A 13,460-nucleotide genomic window follows, 5' to 3' on the forward strand; every position below is an offset into this window, starting at 1 on the left:
CAATGGCTCTGACGCAGTTTTGATGGTGATGGACCCTATCCGGCACCAATGATGCGGGCTTGGAGGAGATCGATCTTTCCACGACCATACATCTGGCGCTTCACGAGTTTGAGCTTGGTGATCTGCCCTTCCGTTTGGCCGTTGGACCATGGCGACGTGATCGCCGCGCTGACGGCCGCGCGGTCTTTGACGCCGCCGCTGGCGAAGAAGGCAACCAAACCTGATCTGGCTTTCTTCAACCATGGATCGAGATCGGTAATGGATTTCTTGCGGACCATCGCCTGAAAGGCGGCGATGACTTCCCGCGCCTCCACCAACAGCGGTACGCCGCCTTCAATCGCTGCGACCGTGACGGCTTGCGACTTAGAGAGGTCGTCGCGGCCGATGGTCATAAGACGCGCGATCGTCCTGGCCGAAGGCGCTCGGCTCAAGATGCCGCTAGCGATCTTCTCCGCTTTTCGGCGGCGTGTGGCCCATTCCGTGACAACTCGAAGGCAGCCGCGGAACCCTTGGCTCTTGAGCTGCCGCCATAGCTCCGTCCCATTGCGATGTCCCGCCTCCCATTGGGCGTCAAGCCAAAGCAGATAGAGTGCGAGCGAACTCTCGCGGACGCGGAAGACGTCCGAACGTTGACCGCGCAGCACGCGCCGGACCAGGCCACGGCTCAATCCGGTCTGGCGAACCATTTCCTTAATGGTGCCCCCCGACTTGGCTAAGCCGAGAATGGCAGCGTTGGTGTCCTCACGGCGACAATATCCCTCGTATTGGATCCGCTGCGCTGCGCTCAGCAGCTCGAGATCGATCGTGGTCGCTCCGATTGCCGTTTGAATTTGGCGCATGGATTTACGCACAGCATCGAGGAAAGCCCGGCTGGCGTTTTCCATCAAGTGCCAGCGGTCAGCGACCTGGACCGCCTGCGGCAATGCCTTGGCTGCCGCCGCCGCGTAACCGCCGCCGCGGTCCCGGGCGACAATGCTGGTCTGAGGCTGCTCCGAGAGCCATGCTTGGGCTGTCGAGGTTCCCTATCTGGCAGTAGAGCAATGGTTTTGCGCCGTTCCAGATCGCAGATGATGGTCCCATAACGCTGGTTGCGTCGCCACGCCCAGTCGTCAATCCCGATCACTGTCGGCGGGATAAAGCACGGGTTCTCTCGCCGCCGCACGACGCGCAGCAGCGTATTGTTGCTCACCGGCAACATCAGCCGCTTGGAAAAGCTGGCTGCTGGCCTGCCGCCCAGCGCAAGCCCGAGATGATGGACGATATGATCAAGCCTAGCGGTTCGCCGCGCCCAAGGTACCAAAATGTCCCTGTCAATGCGCTCAGCGAAAATTCGGCGGCCACACAACACCGCGTCGCAGTGGAACCGCCGCGCTTCGATGACCAGTCGAACAGGCTTTCCGGCCATAGGCAGGTCTGCCAGGTGCCGCTGACATCGGCTGTGAATCCGTTCCGACCTTGTTCCGCAGAGCGGGCAAGCGCTCGCCCAGTTCGTCGGACGAACCGCGATCAGCATTGCCCCGTCATCAATGGCAGTGGAATTGACAATAAAGCCGCGGGGGACGAGCGTCGATGATCTGAACGAATGACCCATGATGTTGATTCCTTTTGCGAAACCAACTTCAGTCGGCACCTGAATTCGATGAAATATGTGTCAGAGCCAATCTTCAACGCCGATTGACAGTGTTTCCCAATGGACCGGTTCCGGAGCCTGCGGAAATGCTGCACGCGCCGGCATTGATCGTCGCCGAGGGCGACATGTCGTGCTTGCCGGTTATCTGCCCCAGCCGGATCCCGATCGTCCCGGCGAAACCTACGACTACTATGTTTCGACGCGTTTCAAATTCGTGACGGCAAGCTGGCGGAACATTGGAGCAGCGTCAACAAGACCGCCCCTCCTAAACACGGCTAAACTCTGGTTGCCGCGGCGCCCTGTTCCTTGCGGGGCTGCCAACCTGACCGCCCAACCTCTCTCGGAGTCCCTAGAATGAAGCTCTATCATACGCCCGGCGCCTGCTCGACAGCCTTCCGCATCGTCGCTCAAGAAGCCGGCATCCCCGTCGAACTTGTCGAAGTCGATATCCGCAACAAGTCGCTTGCGGACGGCGGCAGCTTTCTTGAGGTCAATTCGAAAGGACAGGTTCCGACGCTTATTCTCGACAATGGCGACATCCTCACCGAGGGCGCCATCATCATGTATGGCGCGTTACCGCGTGCTGGAATGGACGAATTACATCGCTACGGAACTGCACAAGACCTTTTCCCCGCTCAACTGCCCCAACACGCCTGAGGAGTTCAAGGAGATAACGAGGACGGCGTTGCTGCCGCGCGTTTTCAACGTGCTCGATGCCCAGCTCTCGCAAAGCGTCTTCCTCGCTGGCGATACCTTTTCAATCGCCTACGCCTTCGTTGTCCTCGGATGGACGAAGATGCAGAACGTCGACCTGTCAGCCTGGGCGAACGTCGAAGGCTACCTCAAGCGCATTGCGGAGCGCCCGTCGGTACAAGCCGTTCTGAAATCTGGCGCGGCGATCTGATTTTAGGGAGGCAATTGGTTGGTTGTCCTTTTCGCTAGAGCATAATCCGGTCGGAGCGAAGCGAGGATTATGAAGATTATGCTTACAGGACAAACAACCAGCCGCTTCTCTCACACCATCCAAGGACCGGCCCCTGTTGGGCCGGCCCGGGCGCCGCGTGGCTTGGCTGGATTTGCGTGCGAGCATGATCGTTGCCGTGGTCTGCGGTGCCGATCGGTTCGGCGATGTCCTGTGGTGTAGACGGGAAGGGCTCAGGCCCGGCGGCTTATCGGGCCGTGGCACAGCGCCGCCTCCCGCCCGGATCATCGCGGCGATCATCAGTTCGCCGCCAGCGCGTTGCTCCGCGAAGGCAATTGCGACGCGTGCCGCAAGGCGCTCGCCTGTCAGCGCAGCAAATTTATGGAGTTGGCAACTTCCATGAGCCGGGGGGCGATGTCTCGGTGGACCCGCTCGATCGGCCATTTCAGGGACGACACCGAGCATTGTACGGTTCCCGCGACCTTGCCGACCCGGTTGAACACGGGGGCTGCAAGAGCGACTTCATTGACGATGTTCTGGCTGACCGTCATGCCGTATCCGCGCTGACCGGCTTCCTCCACCTCTCTGGCAATCTGCGACCGGTCCGTCACGGTGCGGGGCGTGGCCTGGTCGATGGGCCAGGTTGCCAACGCTTCGCGCCGCTCCTCTTCGCTCATATGTGCGAGCATGATGCGGCCCGATGACGAACTCAGCATCTGCACCTTGTTGCCGACCAGCATGGCGGCGAAACTGGTGTGCTGGGTCGGGATCCGGATGACATAGATGATGTGGGTGCCGGCAGGTCTCGCGGCGTTGATCCGCTCGCCCAGGTCCCGGCTGAGTTCAATCAGCTTCGGCATGGCAAGCTGGACGAAGGGATCGCTCCACAGATACGCGGCAGCGAATTCCAGGAACTTCGTCGACGGGCGGAACCGCCTGCTTTCCGGGTCCTTCTCAAGGTAACCGGTCTTGTGCAGCGTATTGGTGAACCGCTGAGCCGCACTCTTGTCCAGCCCAACGATTTCGGCGAGTTCGGTCAATCCCAGTTCGGTGCGGTGCGCATTGAAGGCCGCCATGATCCGCAGCCCTTTTTCCAGCGAGCTCACGAACAGGGTGTCTTGCTTTTCCTTTGCCTTCATCGCCACTTCTTTAGTCATGCCCATAAACTCACCAGCTCGCGCTTGACAATGCGGACGCTTAAAATACACTTAATGACAATAAGATATAAAGTATCATATAATAATACAACCGCAATGAAACAGAGGGACGGCCGTCGGCCGGTTATGAACAGATGAGACCACTCGTTGCGACAGGTGTAATCGCTCTCACCGCCGCGCTCTCCATCGGCCAGGTGTTTGCAAAAAAGGCGGACGACACGCTTCGTACCGCCTTTTCGAAGGAACTCGAAAGCGTCGATTTCTACTTCCAGTCTGCGCGCGAAGGCGTGGTCCTGGCGCGGCAGGTCTGGGACGGTCTGGTGTATCGCGATCAGGAAACCGGCGAGTATGTCGGCAACCTGGCCACGTCCTGGAAGTGGATCGACGACACGACCCTGGAATTTGAACTTCGCCAAGGCGTCAAGTTCCACAATGGCGAGGAGTTTGACGCCGACGACGTTGTCCATACGGTCAATTTCGTCGTCGATCCGGACAGCCACGTCGTCGTGCCCGGTAATGTCAACTGGATGAAGAGTGCAGAAAAGGTCGACAAGTTCACGGTGCGGATCACCACCAACGGACCTTTCCCGGCAGCGCTTGAATACCTTTCCGGCCTGGTCGCGATCTACCCGAACGAATATTACGCCAAGGTCGGACCTTCCGGCATGGCGCTCAAGCCGATCGGCACCGGCCCCTACATGGTGGATAGCGTCGAACCGGGCAAGCACTATGTTCTGAAACAATACGAAGGCTATCATGACGGCCCCAAGGGGAAACCCTCGATTGCTAAGGTCGACATCCGCACCATCCCGGACATCAACACGCAACTGGCCGAACTGTTCTCCGGCGGCATCGACCTGGTCTGGAACGTTCCTGCCGACCAGGCTGAACAGCTTACCGCAATGGGCCAGTTCACCGTGGCCAATGAAAGCACCATGCGGATCGGCTATATAACCATGGACGCGGCGGCCCGTGGCGGTGACGGCCCCTTGACCAAGAAGGAAGTCCGGCAGGCCATCGGCCATGCCATTGATCGCCAGGCGCTAGTCGACAACCTTCTGAAAGGCAGCTCGAAGGTCGTCAATTCCGCCTGCTTCCCGAGTCAGTTCGGTTGTGAGCAGGATGTCACGACCTATTCGTATGATCCGGCCAAAGCCAGGGCGCTGCTCGCCGAGGCCGGCTATCCGGACGGCTTCTCAATCGATTTTTATGCTTATCGGAACCGGCCCTATGCGGAAGCCATGATGGCCTATCTGGCTGAAGTCGGCATTAAGGCCAATCTCAACTACCTGCAATATTCCGCCCTGCGCGATATGCAGAGAAAGGGCGGAGCCGGCTTTGGCTTCCTGACCTGGGGCTCGAACTCCATCAACGATATTTCGGCCATCACAGGCCAGTTCTTCAAGTTCGGTGATCAGGACTTCGCCCGCGACGAAGAGGTCAAGGCTTGGCTTGATGCGGGCGATACGTCCGTCGATGAAGAAGTCCGCAAGGAAAACTACTCCATGGCCCTGAATAAGATTGCCGAAGAAGCCTACTGGATTCCGCTTTTCTCCTACAATTCCAACTACGTCTTCACGAAGGAGGTCGACTTTGAGCCAACGCCGGACGAAATCGTCCGTTTCTTCGATATGAGCTGGAAATAGGGCGTCCCACCGCTTGGGCCTCGCCGCCTAGCGGGGCCCGCCTTGCTCGCGGAGTTCCATCAATGCTGACCTTTGCTCTCAAGCGGTTAGGCTTGGCCGTCTTGGTGACGTTCACCGTTTCGGCCATGAGTTTCTCACTCCTGCACCTGTCGGGAGACCCGGCGACCGCCATCGCCGGCGAGAACGCAACCGCGATCGATATTGCCGCCGTCAACCGGCAATACGGGTTCGACCGGCCGCTCTTGGAGCAATATGCCGACTGGCTCTGGAAGGCCCTCCATGGCGACTTCGGTCAAAGTTATTACTTCAAGCTGCCGGTCGTCGATTTGATCTCGGACCGGCTTTCCGTCACGATGCTGTTGGGCGTTTGCGCCATTTCCTTCGCACTCCTGACTGCCGTGCCGCTCGGTGTTGCGGCCGCTGTCCGGCCGAATTCCGTCATCGACCGTGCCGCCCTGTTTCTTTCGGTTTCCGGACAGGCGCTGCCAAGCTTCTGGTTTGGCCTGATCATGATCGTCGTCTTCTCGATCAAGTTCCCCTTGCTGCCGCCGTCCGGCTCGGAAACCTGGCGGCATTTTATCATGCCGACGATTGTGCTCGGCTATTACGCCATGCCAGCCATCATGCGCCTCACCCGCGCCGGAATGCTGGATGTTCTGAGCGCGGATTATATCCGAACGGCCCGGGCGAAGGGGGCCGGCGCCGGCCGGGTGCTGTTCAAGCACGCGCTCAGAAACGCCATCGTGCCGGTGGTGTCGCTCGCGGCGGTGCAAATGGGATTCATGCTCGGCGGATCAATCGTCGTGGAAGCCATCTTCGCCCTGCATGGCGCAGGGTTCCTGGCATGGGAGTCGATCGGCCGCCACGATCTGCCGACCGTTCAGGCGCTGATCCTGATCTTCTCCTGCTTCTATGTCCTTTTCACGTTGCTGTCGGACCTGGCAAATGCCTGGCTCGACCCGCGCATCCGGGTAGGCTGAGATGGCAAGCGCTTCTGTCCAAACCGCTGAAAGCATCGTCGGCGTCACGCCCGCCGCCCAGCTTCGCCGCCGTGTTTGCGGACATTACGGATTGCTGTTCGGCCTCACCGTGCTCGCCCTCGTCATAGCCGCCGCGATCTTTGCGCCGCTTCTGACCGGGTATAGTCCTTATGCGCAAGATCTCTTCGCCCGGATGAAGCCGCCCTTCTGGATGGCTGGAACGGATCCCGCCCATGTGCTCGGAACCGACCAGCTTGGCCGTGATTACCTGGCTCGCCTTCTTTACGGCGCTCGCATCTCGCTTGTGATCGGCGTCGTGACCGCCGTCATATCCGGCATCATCGGTACAACGCTCGGTGTCGCCGCCGGCTATTTCGGCGGCAAGGTCGACCTTGTGGTGACCTTCCTCATCAATGTCCGCCTTGCCATGCCCGTGGTTCTGGTCGCCCTGGCGATCGTCGCCCTATTCGGCGGCTCTCTTCAGATCGTCATCCTGGTGCTCGGCTTTCTGCTCTGGGATCGCTTTGCGGTCGTCATGCGCTCCTCCGTCATGCAGGTCCGCGGCCTTGAATATGTCAATGCCGCACGGGCGATCGGCTGCACAACGACCCGCATCGTGCTCTCGGAAATCATGCCGAACGTGATCAACAACCTCATCGTGGTGATGACGCTGGAGATGGCGCACGCCATCCTGCTGGAAGCTGCCCTTTCCTTCCTCGGCCTCGGGGTCCAGCCACCAACCCGTCTTGGGGCCTGATGATTTCCGAAGGCAAGGATATGATGCTGTTCCAGCCATGGCTGATCACGATTCCCGGCATTGCGCTGTTCCTTCTGGTGCTGGCGATCAATCTCCTCGGCGATGGTCTGCGCGATGTCACCGCGCCGGAGGCAAAGGGATGAGCGAGCCGATCCTCAATGTGAAAGGCCTCACCGTCGACATTCCGCTCGGCGGCGGTGCGCTGCACGCCGTGCGCGGCATCGATTTCGAGCTTGGACGTGGCGAAACGCTTTGCATTGTCGGGGAATCGGGCTCCGGAAAATCGCTGACGTCGCTGGCCGTCATGGGGCTTCTTGACAAGCGGTTGAGCGTCGGCGCCGAGAAACTGGAATTCGAGGGCAGGGACCTACGGACGCTGACCTCCAGGGAAATGCGGGCGCTCAGGGGCGACCGCATGGCCATGATCTTCCAGGAGCCGATGACCTCGCTCAATCCCGCCTATACGATCGGCGATCAGCTCTGCGAAACCTTGCGGCTGCACCGAAAGGTGTCGAAGGCTCAAGCCATGACGCGGGCCGCCGAACTGCTTGGCAAGGTCGGCATCACCGCGGCTGAAAGCCGGCTGCGGCAGTATCCGCACCAGCTCTCCGGTGGTCTTCGCCAACGTGTGATGATCGCCATGGCGCTGATGTGCGAACCGGACCTGATCATCGCCGACGAACCGACAACGGCGCTTGACGTGACGATCCAGGCTCAAATTCTCCGTCTACTCGCCGACCTGAAGCGGGAGATGAACCTCGCCCTTATCCTTGTCACGCACGATCTTGGCGTCGTCGCCCGCATCGCGGACAAGGTGGCGGTGATGTATGCCGGCGAAATCGTCGAAAGCGGCACAGCAGGGGAAGTATTCGGCGCGCCGTCTCATCCCTATACGCGCGGGCTGCTCAACTGCATCCCGGTTCCTGGCGAGACGAAGCCTGGCGAGCCTCTCGGGTCTATCCCCGGGATCGTGCCTTCCCTGGTGGGCGATATTTCGGGATGCGCGTTCCGTGGCCGCTGCGACTTCGCCACGGTGGGCTGTGCCGCGGCAATTCCGGCACGTTCTGCCGGCGGCGGACACATGTATCGCTGCGTTCGTGAAACCCTGGCGAGCGAGGTGGCATGATGGCGGGCATCAATGGAGGCCAGCCGGTGCTGGAACTCTGCGGCATCACCAAAACCTATCAGGTCAAACAGGGGATGTTCTCGAAGCCGAAGCCGCTACAGGCGCTCGGCGGCGTATCGCTCCGGCTGCACAAGAAGGACGTGCTTGGCCTTGTCGGCGAATCCGGTTGCGGCAAGTCGACACTGGCGAAGATCCTGCTTGGCCTGGAACAGCCGACGACCGGTCAGGTCCTGGTCGACGGCAAGGAGATCGGCGCGTCCGACCGGCAGCTTCTCGCCCGGCGCATCCAGCCCATCTTTCAGGATCCCTATTCCTCGCTCAATCCGCGCAAGTCGATCGAGGAAATCGTCTCTCTTCCTTTGGTGGTTCATAAAATCGGCACCAGTGCTTCGCGGCAGAAGGCGGTCACAAGGATGCTCAACCTGGTGGGACTGCCCGAGCGGGTGCGGCGCGGCTATCCAGGCCAGCTCTCCGGCGGCCAGCGTCAGCGCGTCGCCATTGCCCGCGCCCTGGTGATCAATCCGGAAATCGTCATCTGCGACGAGCCGACATCCGCGCTCGACGTGTCGATACAGTCCCAGATTCTCAACCTCCTTGCGGATCTTCGTGAGGAACTTGGCCTCACCTATCTCTTCATCAGCCACAATCTGGCTGTCGTCGAGCATCTGGCGACCCGTGTTGCGGTCATGTATCTCGGCAGGGTCATTGAGGAAGCACCGGCTGCGGATCTCTTTGCCGGACCCAAGCATCCCTATACGCAGGCGCTTCTCGCCTCGGTGCTGACGCCAGATCCGACGCTCGCCGTTCCGGATGTCGATCTTGGCACGGCGTTTCCCAACCCGATTTCGCCGCCGGCGGGATGCCACTTCCATCCGCGCTGTTCAGCAGCAAGAAAGGTCTGCAGCGAACGGGCGCCGCCGCGGCTTGCATACGGCGGCGCCCATGTCGATTGCCATCTCTTCCGCAAAAGCGCCGACGGGCGTTCGATCCAGCCCGCCTGACCGTCACCTGATGAGCAATTTTTCAACCACCCAAATCATTCGCAAACGCGTCACGCCGGCCCGCGGCGGCATCGTCGCGGCCCAGCACCGCATGGCGGCCGAAGCCGGCGCCGCCATTCTGGAAGCCGGTGGTGATGCCGTGGACGCGGCGATTGCCACGTCCTTTGCGATCGGTGTCGTCGAACCGTGGATGAGCAGTCCCGCCGGTGGCGGCTGCATGATGATCTGGCGCGAGGCCGAGCAGAAGGCCTATTCGCTATTTTTCGGCATGCGGTCACCCCTGGCGCTCAACCCCGCGGATTATCCGCTCGACGGCTCCGGCCGAGCCTCCGACCTCTTTCCCTGGCCGTCCGTAAAGGACGACCGCAACGTCCAGGGCGCCATGGCAATTGCCGTCCCGGGCACGGTCGCCGGCATGGATCTGGCGCACAAGCGCTTCGGCCGGACCGACTGGAAGGAATTGCTGGCGCCCGCCGTCGAACTGGCGAAGGAAGGCCTGCAGGTCGACTGGCATGCCTCGCTGATCATTGCCTCCACGGCCCGCGAGCTCGCCGGGGACCTGGATGCGGCGGAGCTGTTTCTCGAGGACGGCTGCTGGCCGCCGGTTGCAGGCTGGACGGCCCTGTCGCAAAAGCGGCTCGATCAGAGCCGCATGGCGCAAACGCTCCAGCAGCTTGCGGAAGCGGGCGCAGGGGATTTCTATGAAGGAGACATTGCCCGTGCCATGGTCTCCGACATCAAAGCAAAGGGCGGTTCGCTCGGCCTTGCCGATCTGACGGCCTATCATGCCGAGCTGTATGAGGCGATCGCGGTTCCCTATCGCGGCGGAACTTTGCAGGTGCCCCCGCACCTCACGGCCGGCCCGAACCTGGCGGAATGCCTCGCCATGATGGAAAAGGCCTTCAAACCGGGCACATTACCCGATGCAACAAGCTACGGCGCCATGGTCGAGGCGCTCACCATCGCCTACCGGAACCGCCTGCAAAACATGGGCGACCAGGATGCCCCGCACGCGCCGTCCTGCACCACGCATTTTTCCATCGTCGACCGGCACGGCAACATGGTTGCCGTCACCCAGACCCTGCTTTCCGTCTTCGGCTCGCGCGTCGTCTCGCCGTCGACTGGTCTTCTCATGAACAACGGCATCATGTGGTTCGATCCGGAGCCCGGCAAACCGAATTCGCTCGCCCCCGCCAAGAAGTGTCTGATGAACGTCTGTCCAACGCTTGGCGAGAAAGACGGCAAGCGCTTTGCGATCGGCGCTTCCGGAGGCAGAAAAATCCTGCCGGCGGTCCTGAACCTTGCCTCGTTCCTGATGGATTTCGGGATGGACCTGGAGACAGCCTTCCACCAGCCCCGCGTCGACAATTCCGGCGGTGGGACAACCGTCGCGGACGAGGACCTGCCGCCAGACATCATCGCATCGCTTGAAAAGATCCAGCCGACTGAAACGGCGAGGCGCACGGTTTACCCCAGTGCCTTCGCCTGTCCGGCCGCAGTGATACGCGAAAATGGAATGAACACAGGCTGCACCGAGATCATGTCGCCCTGGGGCGACGCAGTGGCCGAGAAGGAAACGACGAGCGAGCATGACCTCCCGCGCAACAGCATTGCAAGACATTGAGACCTACGCAGATCACGGAGGCTTTGTCGAAGAGCTTTCCAGGCTTGTGTCCTATCCGACCGAAAGCCAGGAGCCATCCTGTCAATCCGAGCTATTCCGCTACCTGAATGAAGGCGCCATTCCTCTCCTGGAAGGCATGGGCTTTGCCTGCCGCATCCTAGAAAACCCCGTCGAGGCGCGGTTTCCGTTTCTTTACGCGGAACGGATCGAAAATCCCGGTTTCGAGACCGTTCTGATCTATGGCCACGGCGATGTGATCCGGGCTCAGGCCGATCAATGGCGGCCGGGTCTGGCTCCGTTCAAGCTCGTCATCGAGGGCGACAAGGCCTATGGCCGCGGCACCGCGGACAACAAGGGCCAGCACCTCATCAATTTCGCCGCGCTCAGAACGGTGATCGCGGCCCGCGACGCCCTTGGCTTCAACGCCAAGATCATTCTGGAAATGGCGGAAGAATGCGGTTCTCCGGGCCTTGATGCGCTCTTCTCGATGCACAAGGATCTCCTGAAGTCCGATGTTCTGATCGCATCGGACGGACCGCGTCTGCATCCCGACAGGCCGACCTTGTTCATGGGGTCGCGCGGCGCGGTGAACTTCAATCTGCGTGTCGAATACCGCGAGGGCGCGCATCATTCCGGCAATTGGGGCGGCCTGCTGAAGGATCCTGCGATCATTCTCGCCCATGCCATTGCCACGATCGTCGACCGCCGCGGGCAGATCAAGGTGCCCGAATGGCGTCCTCAAAGCCTGACACCGGACATCCGCAAAGCGCTTGGGGACTGTCCGGTCGGCGGCTTTGACGGCCCATCCATCGACGCGGATTGGGGTGAAGAAAGCCTGACGCCGTCGGAGCGGGTGTTCGGCTGGAATTCCTTCGCCGTGCTTGCCCAGAAGAGTGGCGTGCCGGAAGCACCCGTCAACGCCATTTCCGGTTGGGCGAACGCCCATTGCCAGTTGCGCTATGTGGTCGGCACCGACTCGCAGGATATCCTGCCGGCGCTTCGCCGTCATCTCGACCGGGAGGGCTTCGGCGATGTGCAAATCCTGCCGATGGAGCGGGGAATTTTCCACGCAACGCGTCTCGATCCCGGTCATCCCTGGGTCGGGCGTGTGGCCGCCTCCGTGGCTGCGACCACCGGCAAGAAGCCGGCGCTCCTGCCCAATCTTGCCGGATCCATCCCCAATAGGAGCTTTTCCGAAACACTGGGCCTGCCGACGGTCTGGCTGCCGCATTCCTATCCCGGCTGTTCCCAGCACGCGCCGAACGAGCACCTGCTCCTATCTTCAAGCCGCGAAGCCTTGCGCATGATGACCGGACTTTTCTGGGACATCGGTTCGCCGCGTGGCCGCGCGGATCTTGCCCCCTGAGAGGACCGCGGCAATGGCGGATGTTCTTGTTCTCGGCGCCGGCATGGTTGGCGTCTCGACCGCCCTGGCGCTGCAGGAGGCGGGACGCGATGTCGTCCTCGCCGACCGAAAGGGGCCGGGGCTGGAGACCAGTTATGGCAATGCCGGGGTCATCCAGTCGGAGGCGGTCGAGCCCTATCCACTTCCCCTTGCCCTGACAACGCTTCTTAAGATCGCATTCAAGCGCGGCAACAGTGTCAATTACCATTGGAACGCGCTGCCGTCCTATTTGCGTCCGCTCCGGCTCTATTTCGCGGCATCGCTTCCGGCCCGGCACAAGGCGATCTCTCAGACCTATGCCGGGCTGATCCGGCGTGCGACGGCCGATCATGCGCCTTTGATTGCCGCGGCAGGGGCTGACAATCTGATACGCCGGACGGGACTTCGATTTGTCTACCGCTCGCAGCCGGCCCTTGACGCTGCAGCGGCGAACGCTGCTCGTCTTGCGAGCGAATACGGTGTCCAGGTCGTCGCACAATCGCCGAGTGAACTCGCGGTTGCCGAGCCGCATTTGAACCCTGGGCTTGCCGGTGCGGTTTACTGGCCCGAAGCCTGGAGCTGCGCGGATCCGGGAGGCCTGACACAAGCCTATGCGGCTCTTTTTGCATCGAGGGGCGGGCGCATCCTCGTCAGCGATGCGGATACTCTGTGCGAAAGAGGTGGCGGCTGGGCAGTCAGCTCACACGAGGGGCCGGTCACCGCGAAGGAGGTTGTCATTGCCCTGGGGCCATGGTCGCCGGTGCTGCTCAACCGCTTCGGCTACGACATCCCGCTTTTGCGCAAGCGCGGTTACCATCGTCATTTTGCCGGCGGCGGTACACTGAATGCGCCTCTGCTGCACGACGAGAGCGCCACCGTTCTTTCGTCGATGGTGAAAGGCTTGCGGATCCTGACCGGTGCGGAACTGGCCTGCTTCGACGCGGCGCCCACGCCCGTTCAATTGCGGCGCAGCACGGCAGCCGCCGCCGGATTGATTGATATCGGCAAGCCGGTCGAAGCCGAAGTCTGGTCCGGCTGCCGGCCATGCATGCCCGACATGTTGCCGCTCACCGGCAAGGCGCCCCGCCACAAGGGGATGTGGTTTCATTTCGGCCACGGTCATCAGGGGTTCACCCTTGGACCGACCACCGCGGCCTTGCTCGCCGAGGAAATGATCACCGGCCAGGTTCCCGTACCGGAACTATCACCCGCCCGCCTGAGGAACCTATGACA

Annotated in this window: 10 protein-coding genes and 2 pseudogenes; 10 read left to right on the top strand and 2 right to left on the bottom strand. The window is 61.3% G+C overall.

Translation table 11 applies throughout. From position 1 onward, the window contains the following. Positions 1-35: 35 nt before the first annotated feature. Positions 36-1,591: pseudogene (locus D1F64_RS08485) on the bottom strand (ISL3 family transposase). A 393-nt stretch (positions 1,592-1,984) separates the two neighbouring features. Here D1F64_RS08485 and D1F64_RS24385 point away from each other — a divergent pair. Both D1F64_RS24385 and D1F64_RS25370 read left to right on the top strand, forming a co-directional pair. Continuing rightward, positions 1,985-2,287 (top strand): glutathione S-transferase N-terminal domain-containing protein, encoded by a 303-nt coding sequence (locus tag D1F64_RS24385; RefSeq protein ID WP_248304668.1) that lies wholly within the window; start codon positions 1,985-1,987, stop codon positions 2,285-2,287. Further along, entirely contained in the window at positions 2,196-2,534 is a 339-nt protein-coding gene (locus D1F64_RS25370; protein ID WP_346432313.1) for a glutathione binding-like protein, read from the top strand. Before D1F64_RS24385 ends, D1F64_RS25370 begins: the two co-directional genes overlap by 92 nt. A gap of 383 nt (positions 2,535-2,917) precedes the next feature. Here the strand turns inward: D1F64_RS25370 and D1F64_RS08500 are convergent, their stop codons facing one another. After that, positions 2,918-3,709 carry an IclR family transcriptional regulator gene (locus D1F64_RS08500; protein ID WP_117414509.1) on the bottom strand — a complete coding sequence of 264 codons (792 nt, stop codon included), beginning with the start codon at positions 3,707-3,709 and terminating at the stop codon, positions 2,918-2,920. A 134-nt stretch (positions 3,710-3,843) separates the two neighbouring features. Here D1F64_RS08500 and D1F64_RS08505 point away from each other — a divergent pair, with 134 nt between their 5' ends. From D1F64_RS08505 to D1F64_RS08540, 8 genes and pseudogenes are all read left to right on the top strand, one after another. Next, positions 3,844-5,355: an ABC transporter substrate-binding protein gene (locus D1F64_RS08505; RefSeq protein WP_117412087.1), complete on the top strand. Its 1,512-nt coding sequence runs from the start codon at positions 3,844-3,846 to the stop codon at positions 5,353-5,355. 62 nt (positions 5,356-5,417) lie between these two features. Continuing rightward, the gene (locus D1F64_RS08510; RefSeq protein ID WP_117412088.1) at positions 5,418-6,335 is read left to right on the top strand and encodes an ABC transporter permease; all 918 of its coding nucleotides are present in this window, start codon (positions 5,418-5,420) and stop codon (positions 6,333-6,335) included. Position 6,336: 1 nt separating this feature from the next. Further along, positions 6,337-7,235 (top strand): annotated as a pseudogene (locus tag D1F64_RS08515) (ABC transporter permease). After that, complete coding sequence (locus tag D1F64_RS08520; RefSeq protein ID WP_117412089.1) at positions 7,232-8,218, top strand: ABC transporter ATP-binding protein; 987 nt, start codon at positions 7,232-7,234, stop codon at positions 8,216-8,218. Before D1F64_RS08515 ends, D1F64_RS08520 begins: the two are co-directional and overlap by 4 nt. Continuing rightward, entirely contained in the window at positions 8,215-9,219 is a 1,005-nt protein-coding gene (locus tag D1F64_RS08525) for an oligopeptide/dipeptide ABC transporter ATP-binding protein (RefSeq protein WP_248304670.1), read from the top strand. The genes D1F64_RS08520 and D1F64_RS08525 overlap by 4 nt, the downstream gene beginning before the upstream one ends. A 10-nt stretch (positions 9,220-9,229) precedes the next feature. Beyond that, entirely contained in the window at positions 9,230-10,843 is a 1,614-nt protein-coding gene (locus D1F64_RS08530) for a gamma-glutamyltransferase (RefSeq protein ID WP_117412091.1), read from the top strand. Further along, the gene (locus D1F64_RS08535) at positions 10,809-12,209 is read left to right on the top strand and encodes a M20 family metallopeptidase (protein ID WP_117412092.1); all 1,401 of its coding nucleotides are present in this window, start codon (positions 10,809-10,811) and stop codon (positions 12,207-12,209) included. The genes D1F64_RS08530 and D1F64_RS08535 overlap by 35 nt, the downstream gene beginning before the upstream one ends. A gap of 13 nt (positions 12,210-12,222) precedes the next feature. Continuing rightward, positions 12,223-13,458: an FAD-dependent oxidoreductase gene (locus tag D1F64_RS08540; protein ID WP_117412093.1), complete on the top strand. Its 1,236-nt coding sequence runs from the start codon at positions 12,223-12,225 to the stop codon at positions 13,456-13,458. Positions 13,459-13,460: the final 2 nt, after the last annotated feature.

It is taken from the genome of Breoghania sp. L-A4 (genome assembly GCF_003432385.1).
Taxonomy (GTDB): Bacteria; Pseudomonadota; Alphaproteobacteria; order Rhizobiales; family Stappiaceae; genus Breoghania.

Coding starts and splice junctions, on each gene's coding strand:
- D1F64_RS24385 (WP_248304668.1), top strand. CDS start 1,985: ATGAAGCTCTATCATACGCCCGGCGCCTGCTCGACAGCCTTCCGCATC.
- D1F64_RS25370 (WP_346432313.1), top strand. CDS start 2,196: ATGGCGCGTTACCGCGTGCTGGAATGGACGAATTACATCGCTACGGAA.
- D1F64_RS08500 (WP_117414509.1), bottom strand. CDS start 3,709: ATGACTAAAGAAGTGGCGATGAAGGCAAAGGAAAAGCAAGACACCCTG.
- D1F64_RS08505 (WP_117412087.1), top strand. CDS start 3,844: ATGAGACCACTCGTTGCGACAGGTGTAATCGCTCTCACCGCCGCGCTC.
- D1F64_RS08510 (WP_117412088.1), top strand. CDS start 5,418: ATGCTGACCTTTGCTCTCAAGCGGTTAGGCTTGGCCGTCTTGGTGACG.
- D1F64_RS08520 (WP_117412089.1), top strand. CDS start 7,232: ATGAGCGAGCCGATCCTCAATGTGAAAGGCCTCACCGTCGACATTCCG.
- D1F64_RS08525 (WP_248304670.1), top strand. CDS start 8,215: ATGATGGCGGGCATCAATGGAGGCCAGCCGGTGCTGGAACTCTGCGGC.
- D1F64_RS08530 (WP_117412091.1), top strand. CDS start 9,230: ATGAGCAATTTTTCAACCACCCAAATCATTCGCAAACGCGTCACGCCG.
- D1F64_RS08535 (WP_117412092.1), top strand. CDS start 10,809: ATGACCTCCCGCGCAACAGCATTGCAAGACATTGAGACCTACGCAGAT.
- D1F64_RS08540 (WP_117412093.1), top strand. CDS start 12,223: ATGGCGGATGTTCTTGTTCTCGGCGCCGGCATGGTTGGCGTCTCGACC.